11 protein-coding genes are annotated in these 15,154 nt (G+C 40.4%); all 11 read right to left on the bottom strand.

What is annotated here, in order from left to right; translation table 11 throughout:
• Positions 1-8: 8 nt before the first annotated feature.
• The 11 genes from P6709_RS01535 to P6709_RS01485 all read right to left on the bottom strand — a co-directional run bounded on the left by P6709_RS01535 (position 9) and on the right by P6709_RS01485 (position 15,112).
• Complete coding sequence (locus P6709_RS01535) at positions 9-143, bottom strand: FbpB family small basic protein (protein WP_278239121.1); 135 nt, start codon at positions 141-143, stop codon at positions 9-11.
• Positions 144-594: 451 nt separating this feature from the next.
• Positions 595-3,306: an aconitate hydratase AcnA gene (gene acnA, locus P6709_RS01530; RefSeq protein WP_278239120.1), complete on the bottom strand. Its 2,712-nt coding sequence runs from the start codon at positions 3,304-3,306 to the stop codon at positions 595-597.
• 224 nt (positions 3,307-3,530) lie between these two features.
• On the bottom strand, positions 3,531-4,994 hold the full coding sequence (locus P6709_RS01525) for an amidase (protein WP_278239119.1): 1,464 nt from the start codon (positions 4,992-4,994) through the stop codon (positions 3,531-3,533).
• Positions 4,995-5,018: 24 nt separating this feature from the next.
• A complete protein-coding gene (locus P6709_RS01520; protein WP_278239118.1) occupies positions 5,019-5,708 on the bottom strand; it encodes a thermonuclease family protein in 690 nt (229 codons plus the stop codon).
• Positions 5,709-5,727: 19 nt separating this feature from the next.
• Complete coding sequence (locus tag P6709_RS01515) at positions 5,728-6,375, bottom strand: lytic transglycosylase domain-containing protein (protein WP_278239117.1); 648 nt, start codon at positions 6,373-6,375, stop codon at positions 5,728-5,730.
• 118 nt (positions 6,376-6,493) lie between these two features.
• A complete protein-coding gene (locus P6709_RS01510) occupies positions 6,494-8,020 on the bottom strand; it encodes a glycine betaine uptake BCCT transporter (protein WP_278239116.1) in 1,527 nt (508 codons plus the stop codon).
• A 169-nt stretch (positions 8,021-8,189) separates the two neighbouring features.
• Entirely contained in the window at positions 8,190-8,615 is a 426-nt protein-coding gene (locus tag P6709_RS01505) for a hypothetical protein (protein WP_278239115.1), read from the bottom strand.
• 15 nt (positions 8,616-8,630) lie between these two features.
• Positions 8,631-10,070: a phospholipase D family protein gene (locus tag P6709_RS01500; RefSeq protein ID WP_278239114.1), complete on the bottom strand. Its 1,440-nt coding sequence runs from the start codon at positions 10,068-10,070 to the stop codon at positions 8,631-8,633.
• A 78-nt stretch (positions 10,071-10,148) separates the two neighbouring features.
• Complete coding sequence (locus tag P6709_RS01495) at positions 10,149-10,739, bottom strand: SCO family protein (protein WP_442905281.1); 591 nt, start codon at positions 10,737-10,739, stop codon at positions 10,149-10,151.
• A gap of 102 nt (positions 10,740-10,841) precedes the next feature.
• Complete coding sequence (locus P6709_RS01490; RefSeq protein ID WP_278239112.1) at positions 10,842-13,973, bottom strand: SbcC/MukB-like Walker B domain-containing protein; 3,132 nt, start codon at positions 13,971-13,973, stop codon at positions 10,842-10,844.
• On the bottom strand, positions 13,970-15,112 hold the full coding sequence (locus P6709_RS01485) for an exonuclease SbcCD subunit D (RefSeq protein ID WP_278239111.1): 1,143 nt from the start codon (positions 15,110-15,112) through the stop codon (positions 13,970-13,972). Before P6709_RS01485 ends, P6709_RS01490 begins: the two co-directional genes overlap by 4 nt.
• Between the last annotated feature and the right edge of the window lie 42 nt (positions 15,113-15,154).

Genomic DNA, 15,154 nt, shown 5'->3' with positions numbered 1-15,154 from the left:
CAGCAACATTATCTTCTTTTTTCCCATGCCAGCCATCTTTTCTCAAGACGATCTTCAATCAAATCCATTTTTATTGGATCTTTTTGAATTTCAGAACGATTTTCAGCCATAAGCTCCTGCAGGGTTTTACCCTTTACTCTCATTCATCAACACCTCCTAATTGTAGTATCTCACAGACCTGAACATTTTAAACATAAAAAAGTAAAAATTTCGACAATTTTAAACAAGCATGCTGATCCCTGTAAGACCGGACTTAGGACGTCATCTGGAGGACGGGTTTTAAGACCTTCCATAAAACAGCAGAAACCTGGGACAAGAGTGTTAGACCGACATTTTTGCAAGGTTTGAGCAAAGCCTATTCAGTAACATGCCATGTAAAATTTCAGATTGGTTAAATCCTTGAGAGAGTTGGCATTTTCCTCTCCGCTCACTTCTTACTTGCACCAATAATGTGAACTTTCATGCACGGGAACCGAATTAAATAAAGAATGCCTCCATGAATAAATATTCATGGAGGCATTCCTTTTAGCTTAAACTAATTAGCCCAATTGATGCTAATCCTGCACTACTGATGTGCGGGATGAAACATCGGTATTAAACAGACAATTTATCGCGCAGTACCATTCTGAGGATACCGCCATGTCTGAAATAATCGACTTCAACATCAGAGTCAAATCGAACTAATACATCAAATTCTGTTACTTTTCCGTCTTCATTTTTAGCTGTGACAGTTAAAATATCACGAGGCTTTACCTGATCTGTAATGTTTACAGAAATTTCCTCACGGCCTGTCAGCCCTAGTGTTTCAGCGTTTTCGCCTTTTTTGAATTGCAAAGGTAAAACGCCCATAAATACAAGGTTGGAACGGTGAATTCGCTCGTAGCTTTCAGCAATAACCGTTTTAATTCCCAGCAGATTTGTTCCTTTTGCTGCCCAGTCACGGGATGATCCCATTCCATAATCTTTACCTGCAAGAACTGCAAGGCCTGTTCCGTCCTGTTGATATTTCATGCAGGCATCATATATTGCCATGGTTTCACCTGTCGGCCAATAGGTTGTATAACCGCCTTCTGTTCCAGGAGCTACCTGATTGCGTATACGGATATTAGCAAATGTACCGCGCATCATTACTTCGTGGTTGCCTCGTCTTGAACCATATGAATTAAAGTCCCGGATGGCTACACCATTTTCTCTCAAGTATAATCCTGCCGGAGTGTCCTTGCCAATTGCACCTGCCGGAGAAATATGATCCGTTGTAACGGAATCGCCGAATTTTCCTACCACACGCAGCCCATTTAATCCTTCAATGCTCGACGGTTTTTCAGTCAGTCCTTCAAAAAATGGAGGATTTTGAATATACGTAGAGTCATCTGAGAATGTATAAAGAGCATCTTCACTTGTTTGAATCTCATTCCAGCGCTCATTGTTGTCAAACACCCGCTTGTACTCCTCGCGGAAAAGCTCAGGTGTTACTGTTTGCTTAACAATTTCATTTACTTCTTCTGTCGTTGGCCAGATGTCTTTCAAGAAAACATCATTACCGTTCTGATCTTTTCCAATCGCATCTTTTTGAAGGTCAATATCAACCGTTCCAGCCAGAGCATACGCCACAACAAGAGGCGGGGAAGCAAGATAGTTTGCACGAACAAGCGGATGAATACGACCTTCAAAATTCCGGTTTCCGGATAAAACAGAAGAAACAAGCAGATCACTTTCTGAAATCGTTTTTTCGATTTCAGGCAGTAAAGGTCCGGAATTTCCGATACAGGTTGTACAGCCATAACCAACAAGATCAAATCCTAAATTTGCCAGAGGATCCAGCAGATTTGCATCACGCAGATAGCCTGACACAACTTTTGATCCTGGGGCTAAAGAAGTTTTTACATAGGCAGGCACCTGCATGCCAAGCTCTACAGCTTTTTGCGCAACTAATCCTGCACCAAGCATAACGTATGGGTTTGAAGTATTCGTACAGCTTGTAATGGCAGCAATTCCAATAGCACCTGTTTTCATCGGTACAACATCACCATTATCAAACTCCACTACCGCTTCTTTATCTACTTCCGCTTTATCCAGTCCAAATCCTTGAACTCCTTCAGGAGCGGTTAATGCTTTATGAAATTCTTTTTTCATAGCAGATAACGGAATTAAATCCTGTGGACGCTTAGGGCCAGACAGATTAGGTTCTATTTTCGACAGATCCAGCTCTACTACGTCTGTGTATGTCGGGTCTTCATTATCTGTAGTAAAGAACATATCGTTTTTCGTTAAATATTCTTCTACGAGTTTAATATCTGATTCTTCTCTGCCAGTCAGACGCATATATTCAAGTGATTCTTTGTCAACCGGGAAAAATCCGCAAGTTGCACCATACTCAGGAGCCATGTTTGCAATAGTAGCACGATCAGCAAGAGGAAGAACAGCAACCCCTTCACCAAAAAATTCAACAAATTTTCCGACGACTCCTTTTTTACGAAGCACTTGAGTCACTTTCAGCGCCAGGTCAGTAGCAGTAGCTCCCTGTGGAAGAGCTCCTGTCAAGCGGACACCAATAACTTGAGGGATTGGAAAATAGGATGGCTGGCCAAGCATTCCTGCTTCTGCCTCGATTCCTCCAACACCCCATCCAAGTACTCCGATGCCGTTGATCATTGTAGTATGTGAATCTGTTCCTACTAGTGTGTCAGGGAATGCTACTGTCTCGCCCTCAGCATTTGTAACATTCATCACAACATTTGCTAAATATTCAAGGTTCACCTGGTGAACAATACCAGTTGCAGGCGGAACGGCACGGTAATTATTAAACGCTTTTTGAGCCCAGCTCAGGAATTGGTAGCGCTCAGCATTCCGTTCAAATTCAAGATCCATATTCACCTGCAGGGAATCAGCTGTACCGTACTTATCTACCTGAACAGAGTGGTCAATTACCAGATCTACCGGAATTTCAGGATTAATTTTGTCAGGTGAACCGCCCATTTTAGACATAGCATCTCTTAATGAAGCCAGATCCACAACTGCCGGAACTCCTGTAAAATCCTGTAGAATAACACGTGAAGGCTTGAACGGCACTTCAGAATCTTTCACTTCTTTTGAACCCCAATTTGCAAGGTTTTTGATATGGTCTTCTTTAATCACTCTTCCATCATACTGTCTTAAAACAGACTCTAGCAAAACGCGAATGGAATATGGAAGTTTTGATATTTTCGTTAAACCCTTTTCTTCCAATGATTTAAGTTCGTAGTAATGGTAGCGTTTACCTTCAAGATCAAAGGATTTTTTTGATCCAAAAACGTCCTGGTTAGTCATTGAATTTCCCCCTCATATTAATAGTCATTTATCCTTGTATGTAAACTACAAGCGCACAATACTATCTTAATACACTGTTTGCGATAAGTAAATATCAATAAAGTTATGTGCAGTGATAAGCTCAGCTTATTGTATTTCCTGAAAACAATAATATGGACGATTTATCCCTTGATTAAGAATACTTCTCAATTAGACTGTTTATATTGCTTCCTTTTAATAGTATTTTAGAATAGCAAAAGATTCTGTTCCTCCAGTTCGGCGCCTATCTCAATCAGCAGGTCTTCATTTCCTTTCGATGCCATGATCTGAATGCCGATTGGTCGGTCATCATTCGTTTTACCTGTTGGCAGACTGATAGCAGGCTGACCAGTTAAATTCGCCAGCTGTGTAAAAGGAGAATAAGTTAACGCAGGTTCAAACATTTCATAGATTAACAGCTGCTGCTCTGCTGCCTTCATTTGGGAGACTTTTAACAATTCCTGAATTCTGGTGAATGTTGGAGTAAGTTCTCCTACTTCAGGCGCTCCAAAAGAAGTAGCAGGGGTCAAGTACAAATCGTATCGACGATGAAAGCTTTCCATTCTCTCTGCGGCAGAATCCCACGCCGAAAGACTTGCTGAGAACTCGCCTGCGCCTGTTTTAAGACCCGCTTCAGCCATAACCCAGGATTCAATTTCCATATCATCACTAGTAAGTGCACGCCCAAGTGATTTTTCAAGAGAAAATCTTAAAGCAGCCATTTCACCTGAATTCATTAAATAGTACTGCTGCATAAGTTCTTTTCCATTCAGATCTGGTGCCGCTTCTTCAACGTGATGCCCTTGCATCTCAAGCAATTTTGCCAACTCTTTGACTGCAGACACGGCTTCTTCACTAACGGGTGTTCCCACTGGAGAAACCGTATTAAAGGCGACTGTCAATTTTTTGCTTTTACGCTGTGTAAGAACATTCACATAGCCTTTTTCATATAGAGGCGTATGAAAGGCTGCTTCTTTTTGATACGTTTGCAGTGAATCCAGCAAGCCTGCAGTGTCTCTGATGGATTTTGTTACGGCAAAATCAATGGCTGCTCCCTGCCACTGTCTGCCGCTTCCTGGTCCTACTGCGATTCTCCCTCTCGTAGGCTTTAATCCAATTAAACCGCAAAATGAAGCCGGTATTCGTATGGATCCGCCTCCATCACTTGCTGCCGCAACAGGAACCATTCCTGAGGCAACACTCGCTGCCGCTCCGCCGCTTGAACCTCCCGGTGAATATTGAGGATTATGCGGATTTCGTGCAGCTCCATGCAATTGCGGTTCGGTAATATTTTTTAAACCGAATTCAGGTGCGTTCGTATGGCCGAGTATGATAAATCCTGCTTCTATCAGGGAGGAAACGAAATGGCTGGTTACTTGTGCCTTGTTAGCAGCAAGCAGACGGGACCCTGCAGTGACAGGTTCTCCTTTTAAGCTATGAGAAATATCTTTCAGCAATAGCGGCACACCCGAAAACGGCTTATTCCGGTCTGCGTGTTGAGCTTCTGATACAGCCTTCTCATATCTTTTATTAACTACAGCATTTAAGCGGCCATTTTCGGATTCGATCCTGTTAATAGACTCAGTTACTGCCTCAAGTGCAGAAATTTCTTTATTTTTAATTCGTCTGGCAATACCCGTCGCATCCCAATGATCATCTAAATATGACATTTCACGCTTCTCCCTTCTGCATTTTTAGTTTTTAGGTGCTCTGAATCCTGCTTTTTCTGCTTCAGCAGGCGTACAAAACCATTTCTCCGCTATAGTTTGAGTATAATACCTTGAGCTCTCGTCGTGGTATATTTTCCCTCCATTAGAATTTATATTCCCTTTAATCGTACATCCGGGTTTTGTTTGAGTTTCTTTTTCAGAAGTTTCAATTGAATGAGGATCAAATCCGTCATCTGCAGCATAATTTTCAATCGACCAAATTCCTGCCTCTTCTTCTCTCGCCTGAGACTGGACTTTCTTAAATCGGTCTGCATATTTAATATCAGGAGGATAAACTGCTACTCTTGCCAGACCTTGCCTAATTAATTCTTCATTAAATAAAGTGTCATCAATCCAAACATAAGCAAGCACTCTGCCATACCGGTCCCGGTCACTTATATCCATTTCCAGTTTAACAAATTTTCCTAATAGTGATTCTTCTGTATAAGCCGTTGCTGCTTTACCAAACGGCTGGACGCCAAGCTGAGGATGCTTCGTTTCGGGCGTGTCAATTAATAAAAGCCGGATTCGTTCTTCTGCTCCGCTGCTCATTCGCACATCAATGGTGTCTCCATCCACGATGTTTATAACCTGAGCATTTATATAAGGATCATCCTGATCAGCTGTACAACCAGCCAGAAGGAGTAAAAAACAGATTAGTATCATTTTTTTCATAGACAATGCCTTTCTGTTTTCAATTCAATTGATCCTCGTATTGATTAAAGTAATATAACACGTCTTCTACGTACTCATCACTTTGATTATAGGTGAAAATCGCACGTTCCAGATCACCATCTGCTGCCCCATTTTTTGAAAGATAATGAGCTGCACTGTAAACAGCATCTTCTATATCCCATGGGTCCGCTATGCCATCTCCGTTGCCATCCGTTCCATAGCCCCCATATTGTTCGATTACTGCAGGATCCTTCATTTCGTCAGCCGGAATATCTCCTTCCCCAAGGCCTTCACACGTTGGGTGGCTCCAGCCCACAAATGTACAAGGCATAAATTGCATATGGCCTTCAGCCCCTACTGGAGATACCATCGTTTCCATTGTAGAAAATCTTGTTTCCACCCGGTGATGAGCAGCAAGCAGCGTCCATGGTACACCGTACTCCTCTTCTGCACGCTGATAGATTTCAATATATTCCGGGGGCACCTCTAATTCAACAGGCGCACCAGCCTTTTCAAGCCAATCAGCCGTCTTTCCTATGATTCCATCATTTTGGGCAACCATATATACAGAGATGGCAAGCAGCGTGATGAAAATGGCAATAACAGCACCTGCAACTTTAATTACTTTTCTCAGATTAGTATAGTTTGATTTTTTCTTCTTTTTCATGAATAAACTCCTTTAAACAGTAACTAAGCTTAATTGTAGCTTATATCCATCAATCTAAACAGATTAATGATTGAACAAATAAAAAAATCCATCCTGTTTTGCAGGATGGATTTAATGTTTATTTCGATTGAGTTGATTTTGGTTTTTTCTTAGGTGTAATCATTAATCCTAAGTCTTTTCTTTCCTGATTTAATGATTTATAGGTTGACATCATCATCAAAATCATAACGAAGGAAAATGGAAAGGCAGCTATTATTAACGCATTCTGAAGCGCCTGTAAACCATTAGCTGACAATAAAATGACCGCTACAGTCGACTGTGCGAGACCCCATGTTAATTTGACACTGTTTGAAGGAGTCAAGGATCCATAAGTAGTCTGCATACCAAGAACAAATGTTGCAGAGTCGGCTGAAGTAATAAAGAATGTGCTGATTAATACAATTGCGATTACTGAAAGCAAGGTGCCAAGCTGGTACTCATTAAATACAGCAAATAACAGTTCTTCAGGTGCAAGATTTGTTAAATCAATTCCCATGCGCTGTACATTAATCGAACTTGCACCAAACACCGCAAACCAGAAAAAGCTGACGAGTGATGGCAGAAGGAGCACTCCGGCCATGAATTCACGAATGGTCCGGCCTCTTGATACACGGGCGATGAAGATTCCAACAAATGGTGACCATGAAATCCACCATGCCCAGTAAAAGATCGTCCAGCCATTGATCCATTCTCGATTTCCTGCGTCAAGCGGCGCAATTCTAAAGCTCATTTCAAGCAGATTTTGTGCATATGAACCTAATGAATTCGTAAATAAGTTCAAAATCAACATCGTTGGTCCAATGATAAGCATAATAACAAGCAGAGTAACCGCAAGAATCATATTTGTATTTGATAAATACCGGATCCCTTTAGAGATCCCTGTCCAGGCGGAAATCATAAATAAGACCGTTACAACGGCAATAATGCCTGTCTGTACCCAAAAGTCAATTTGAAGTCCAAACAAATAATTAAGACCGCCATTAATCTGAATGGCCCCAAATCCAAGTGTAGTGGCAACCCCGACTACTGTTGCGAATACTGCCAGGACATCTACCAGCGTACCTAGTCCGCCTCTCATTTTTTCTCCGAATAGCGGCACCAGCGTTGCTGAAATCAGACCAGGCTCACCTTTTCTGAATTTAAAATAAGCCAGGGATAATGCAACAACTGCGTAAATTGCCCAAGCATGCAGACCCCAATGGAAAAATGTATACTGCATCGAGTCTTTTAAAGCCTCATCACTTCCTGCTTCTGCAAGCGGCGGGCTTGAAGCAAAGTGCAGCAATGGCTCACTTGCCCCCCAAAAGACTAAACCGATTCCCATACCGGCACTGAACAGCATCGCAAACCATGACCCTGTAGAGTATTCAGGTCTTTCATCCGGCTTACCCAAGCGGATTTGCCCTATAGGTGTAATCGCAAGGATAAAGCAGAAAATCACCATCACCGTTACTAAAATTAGATAATACCAGCCAAAGCTGGAAGATATGAAGCCTTGAACATTAGCAGTTACCTGTTCAAAACTGGACGGTGCTGCGATGGCATATATCGTAGCAGCCAGTACAATAGATATCGTAATCCAAAATACTTTCGAAACGCTTTTCATCTTGTTCCCCTCTCTAAACTTTTTTTATTGGCAATCATTATCATTGCCTTTAATTAAGAATAAAAAACACGAGGATAACCGTACCATGATTAAAGTTTTAATTCAAACATGAAATGTACATAGAAAAAGCTAATTTAGATAAAAAGACGTGTGGAAAATCCGTTAAAGATTACTCGGAATTTCCATTTTTCTTTATTGCCGGTACATTTGGGACTTCAGGAACAATTGGTATATCTACTTTACTGCTTTGCTTTTCCTCCATGGCATCCTCAATTGTTTGTTCTCCGCTTACATTCTCTTGAAACGTACGTTCTTCCACAACTTCAGATTCCGGCTTTTTCTCATTCTCAGCTCTAAGATCATTGGAAGGAATCTTGTTTACATCCTCATTCAAATCTGGTTTTTCTTCATTAATTTCCATCTGATTGTTTTTATTTTCAGCAGGCAGGTCCTCATTGTACTCCTCTGTAACATTTTTTTCTTCATTATTATTGTTTGAAGGATTGGAAAACAATATAAGGACCACTACCCCGATCAAACTCGACATAATGACTAAGGACATACCGGAAAGTAAAAACCATTCTTTTTTTTTCATGCTTCTCCTTACTTTTTAATAAGTAGTCAAACCCAGCACCTTTTGAATAAAATAAATGCCTCTTTGCCAAAACGATAATGTAGTCTGATACTCTTCTATACCCACCGTATATTGGCCCTCTTCATTATTCCACATACCTCTAAAGTAGCGGGAAACTTCCTCCATGACGGCAGTATCATTGGGTCCTTCAATCACAATATTATTTTCAAGATTGTAATCAACGAGATTTCTTTTAGTGAAATTTGTAGAACCGCTGATAATAGAAGATCGTTCAGACGATTTCACCATCATCATTTTCGGATGAAATTGTTCTTCTTTCACGTCATACCATTTAATCTGGATAAATCCATTTGAATCTTCAACGAGTTCATTTACTACAGGCCGATTGGGAAGTCCTGTTTTTTTATTGCCAAAAGCTGTTTCATTAGGATCAAGAATTAAGTATACCTGAGCTCCCCTTTCAGAAGCTGCAATAAGCTCGTTCAGGACTTCTCTTTCAGATAAATAAAACATCGCCATCCATATCTGATCTCCATCCTTCGCTTTCTTAAGCTTAGACAGTATTTCATGCCATGTTTTGCCTTCAGTGGTGTATTTAACTTCAAGATCCCCTTTTTCCTGTTCTGACCCATCAAATTCGGGGAGGGTCACATTTGAGTTCCCAAGATCAATCACTGCCTGTTCTGCAAGAAGCATATCCTGAATTATGGGTCCATTTACTTCAAAGGCTACATTGCTGTGAAATCCGGATTCGTTATGCGCATTGGCAGATAAAATCATGGCACCCTGGTCGGTGATGACGGCTTTTCTGTGATTGGCTTTTACATTTGCCATCATTAAGTAGGACCTGGCCGTCATTTTAGGACCATCTTCTACAAAACCGTTTGGGAGCCAGCCTGTTCCCTTTTGCCCGAACCATTGAATGCCCATACGCCAAAATGCTGAATACAATGGAGTAGGGTCCCTTAAAGGATCTAAATTCGTTGTGACAACATCAATACCCGCTTCCTCAAGAGGCTTAAGCCATTCATTTTCATAGGAATAATAGCCGGTATTCACCGGGTCTGTAATCACAACCATCGGCATATCAGGGTTTTGTTCTCTTTTTTCAAGCAGCTGATTTGTCAGATTTCCGCTAAGATCAGGATAGCCCTTGTCTTTACTCACTTTACCATCAAATAAAAACATATCGATTACAACAAAGTCCTGAGCTGCATTAATAAGCTGGCCTACACGTTCAAAAATTTCCTGATCATGTACGGTCTCCCCGTTCTGTGTAAACGTTAAATCGCGGTAAAAAGCAACTTCATCCGTCTTATATGTCTCGCTTTCATATGAAACACCTTCCGGCAGAGGCTTATACTGGTGGTAGCTTAAAATGACAAAAAATAACGCAATAAATATCCCGGCATAAATTCTTTTTTTCTTGCTCCAATGTCGCTTCTTCTTTGCCAAAAAGACTCCTCCAGGACTTCTATATTCTATTTAAAATCATTGTAGCCTTTTCGACAAAAAATGACAAGGACGAATGTCCTACTCATTTGCGACGGCTTTTAAATCTGACACAATTTCATCGATGGGCACATCACTTATACCATCATAGTTTTTCACGACAGTTCCTTCTTTATCCACTAAATAAAAGCTGGTGCCATGAATCACCTGGTCTGATTCAGGATCATCAGCAACAATGGCTTGAAAGGATTCCATAGCAAATTCTGTGATTTCTTCCTGGGTATACCCTGTAAGAAAATCCCACTTATTCTCATTTAAAGAATAGGAAGACATAAATTCCTGAAGCGCTTCCGGCGAGTCATTTTCAGGGTCCACACTGAAAGAAAGAATGCGATAGTCCTCTATCCCTTCGGCTTCTATGGCCTGCTGAATCTCCGTCATGTTAAAAGTCATAGGGGGACATACTGTTTCGCAATTCGTAAAAATAAAATTCACAAGGGCGGGAGTTCCCTTAATATCGCTTAATTCAACAGTTTCATTTTGCTGATTTTGATAGGAAAACGCACCTAAATCTCTTTCCATATTTCCTTCAAATCCTCCTGAACATGCGCTCAAGAGGATACTCATTACTAATGTTCCAATGATCCAACTCTTATTTTTCACTAAAACCATCCTTCCATAAAGTCAGCCGTTTATGCCTTATTTAATCCTACAGAAATAATATAAGCGGCACAACGACTGACCACTAAGAGCAGTGGTAGATTTTGTGACAGATCAGGAAGTGAAAATAAAGCGGGTAGTACTCCCGGTCTTTGTCTGTTCTACTTCAAGTCTCGCTTCTATTCTCTCTTTTAGTTCCGGAACATGAGAAATAATCCCCACCAGCCTGCCGCTGCTTTGAATATCCATTAAAGATTCAATCGCCTGGTCAAGTGACTCAGGGTCCAGTGTGCCAAACCCTTCGTCTATAAACATGGTTTCAAGCGATACCCCTCCAGCATGAGCCTGCACGACGTCTGCAAGACCTAAGGCAAGCGAAAGTGATGCTTTAAACGCTTCCCCTCCTGAAAGTGTTTTGACATGCCTATGCTGGCCTGTATATTGATCAAAAACCAGCAATTCAAGCCCGCCCTGCGCGTTGCCTTTTGACCTGTCTTCTTTTCGCAGCAGCTGATACCTTCCTGAAGTCATTCGGCTGAGTCTCTCATTGGCGACCGATAAAATGTCTTCTAAGTAAAAAGCCAGCACGTAGCGTTCAAAGGTTATGCGCAAATGATTTTTTCCATTCGCCATATCAGATAAATGTCCAACCAGCTCATACTCTTTTTCCATCTGAGCGGTCTCTTTTTTATTTTCATTGATCTGCTTTAAAATCTTTTCATGACGTTCAATAAAAAATGACTTTTCTTTTTGTTCTTTTTCCGCCATCTCTATTTCCTGATCCACTTGATGTATTTTATCATCAAGTCTGGCTACAGCTGGTTTTTCCTTATTTTCCAGTTCCTTTTTACGCATACTTAGCTGCTGCTCTGTAAAATACAGGTCTTTTTCAAACGTATTGAGCGTGTTTTCCAAATCGATCATAGAGTGATTGTCCATCAGACAATTTTCTGCTTCTTTTTCGTTGCTGAAAGTCGTCTCTGCTAATCGCATTTCCCATTTTTTTCTGGCTGCTTGCATTCTTTCCGTTTCCATTTGAAGTTCTTCTTCTGATTGTTTTTTTCGATTTATATACGTCTGACATTCTTCTTTTAATTCAGTTACAGTGGTTTCCGCTTGAACCAGGCTTTGCTCGAACAAAGTAATTGAAGTGCTAAGATGCTCTATATTCTTTAAATAGCGGGACTCATCCAGATATTCTTCAGGAATATCCTGATTCAGCCGTTTAAAGTCACCCTGCATTTCACTCCATTTATCCCGTTTCTCCTGGATACTTTCGTTCAATGCCGTAACCTTATTATTGATATGTTCAAGATCCACAATTAATTTTGCTTTTTCTTCTTCAAGCGACCGCTCAGAATTTTGTTTTAATTTTAGTTCCTGTATTCGGTTTTCTGACGTCCGAATGCTGTTATTCAGCCAGGTGGAAAGTTCAAGCAGCGAAGACCATTCAAAGTCAATTTTTTGCTCTTTAAGCTCTGAAAGCAGCTCTTTTTTTTCGTCGTTTACTTCAGCCATTCTTTTTTTTATTTGTGCGATTTCAATTTCATTGCGTTCTTTTTGCGTCAGGATTTTCTGTAACTCTTCTTCCCAGTAGGTGAGATTGTTTTCTGATACATTTTCTTTCTCTTCTTTTACAGGGTCCGGGTGATGCTCTGATCCGCAGACAGGACAAGGAGTTCCGTTTTCCAGATGCTTTGCTAAATGGAAAGCCTGAGAAGAATAAAATAATTCGCTGATCTCTTTCTTTTTTTGAACTGTGATTTCCGTTTGCTGTATTACTTTTTCCTGAGCACTTTGCAGCTCGTGACCCTTTTTTTCAAGCTGATTAAAGAGGTCACTCAGCTTTAAGGCTCTTTTTGTATTTTGAAGGGAGTATTGCAGCTGTTGAAGAAGCTGCTTTTCCTCAGATGTTTTTACTCTTTCCCGGCTTAACACCTGCAGACGCTCATCCGTTCTTGTTTTCTTTGCTTCAAATTCTTCAGCTGATTGAATAAGACTTTCCAGGACTGTTTTTTGTTTGACCCCTTCCTCTTTCAGCGTGTTCAAAGAGGCTTTTATCAAGGAACGTTCTTTAATTTTCTCTCCAAGCTCCTTTATTTTACGAAGCTGCTGCTTTTCATGATCATTTTCATCTTTTTTTGACTGAATCTCTTCAAGCTTCATTAATTGCTTTTTTAATTTCTCTTCAGAAAGGGATAAAGATTCCTTATAAGAAGAGATGCTTTGCTCGCGCAGTTCAATTGCGTTTCTTTTTTCTTTCAAATCGAGAAACAGCGGCCAGATTGTTTCAGCTTTCTTTGCGTTTTCAAGCTTCTCCCTTTTACCATTCATATCTTTCTTCTGCTCAATGAGAGTTGTTTGTTTAAGCTGCATTTCTTCATATTGATTAAAGGCATCCAGCAGATAAATAGCAACTTGTTTTTCCTGTAAAAGAGCATCTCTATTTTTTTTATAACTGATTATTGATTTTTCCAGAATTTCTTTTTCTTTATTCTGAGTTGCTACTAAGTTCTTGGCTAGTTCAATAATCTGTTGCTCAGGGATTGGTTCATTTAAAAGAAGCTGTTTTAATTCGGCACTATCAAGCGGATCGAGTTCGCCAAAGTATTTTAATCTCTCATGAACCGACTGGCTGACTTTTATGCGCAATTCTCCCGCTTCCGCTTTTAGTTTTTCCTGGAATGCCGTATAAATCTCAGTATGAAACAGCCTTTGCAAAATCCTTTCTTTATCTTTGCTGTCTGATACAAGGAGTTTCCTGAACTCCCCTTGGGGAATCATAAGAATCTGTTTAAATTGACCAAAATCAAGCTGCATAATTTCTTTGATTTTTTCATCTGCTTCCCTGACATTTCCCGCAAGAAGTTTTTCTGCATTATTTTCATACACATATAATTCTGCTTTGCTGTTAATGGTTGTGAAACCATCCCCTCTGGCTTTTTTTCGATCCTGCTGAGGTGAACGGATCATTTTATACATTTTATTTTTTAATTCGAACCAAAGCGTAACCTCTGTTAAAAGAGAGTCTTCAGCAAATTGACTGCGTAAATCTGTTCCGCTTCTTTCTTCGCCGCTTGTTTTGCCATATATCGCAAAAGCAATGCCATCAAATATAGTGGTTTTACCTGATCCTGTTTTTCCCGAAATCAAAAACATCGTTCTGTTTTCCAGCTCATTGAAGTCAACTGTTTCTACTTTTGCATAAGGACCAAACGCCTGCATGGACAGTTTAACCGGCTTCATTGGGAGACCTCCTTACTCTTAACTTCATCCATGATGGACGCTGCTTTTTCCTGTTTATCAATAGACCATTGAGACGAAGTCATATCGTCATAAAAACGTTTAAACAGCTCAATTCCCTCTTCCTTCCTTGATTGAATCATGGAAATGTTTTTTACATTGGATTTGTCTCTTATCGCAGCTTTGCGCTCAAGGTGAAGAATATTTGGATAAACCTGTTTAAGCTGATTCATCGGGTCGATTAAACCACCTTCGTCGTGCAGCGTAACTTTTAAATAATCATCACGATTTTGAGTTTCATAGAATTCCGCATCCAACAAATAGGATAAATAGCCTTCGATCTCTCTCATATCTCTTTTCGGTTTCAATATTTCCTCTTTTACAGATACATCGCTATCATTTATCTCGACTATTTTCACTACTTTTCTTTGCCTGGCTTCAGAAAATGAGTACTTCATCAATGAGCCTGCATAGTGTATAGAGTCGTGCCGGATTGCATCAGGACTGTGCAGATGGCCAAGCGCAGTATAATGAAATGATTCGAAAAGCTCACTTCCCACGCATCCTGAACCCCCTACCGATAAAGTTCTTTCCGAATCGGTTGTCTTTCCCCCCAGTACGAAAGCATGTCCGACGAAAACATTTGGAACAGTTGAATCTATGTTTTTATTAATATGTTCCACTATGACTTTCATAGCCTCGTGATGAGATGTAATCGAAGGATTTTTATACATTTCACGAATGGGGCCCGGCTCTGTAAATGGAACCAGATGGAAATGAACCCCTTTTATATTTATTGTCTGAGAAGCTTTTTCCCATTTTCCTTTGACAAATAGTCCAGAGTGCCGGTACCAGCTGGATCCAAATGACAGTCTGTCACCGCTGTCGTGATTTCCTGAAATTGCAACAATTGGTACACCAAGCTCTACATTTATCGTATAAAGAGTATTATTTAGCAATTTAACGGCTTCAGTCGGTGGAACGGATCGATCATATAAATCTCCCGCAATTACTAAAGCATCAGGCTTTTCTTTCTGTATAAGCTGTATGAGATCTTTCAAAACATATTCTTGATCCTCTGTCATGTAAACGCCATGAACGAGTTTGCCTAAATGCCAATCAGCTGTATGAATAAATTTCATTTATGAACGCCTCATTTCTTAGTCATAACTTCCATTATACCA

Source organism: Jeotgalibacillus sp. ET6, assembly GCF_029667115.1.
Classification (GTDB): Bacteria; Bacillota; Bacilli; order Bacillales; family Jeotgalibacillaceae; genus Jeotgalibacillus.
The sequence above is the reverse complement of the archived record's forward strand: the minus strand, read 5'-3'. Positions and strand labels throughout refer to the sequence as shown.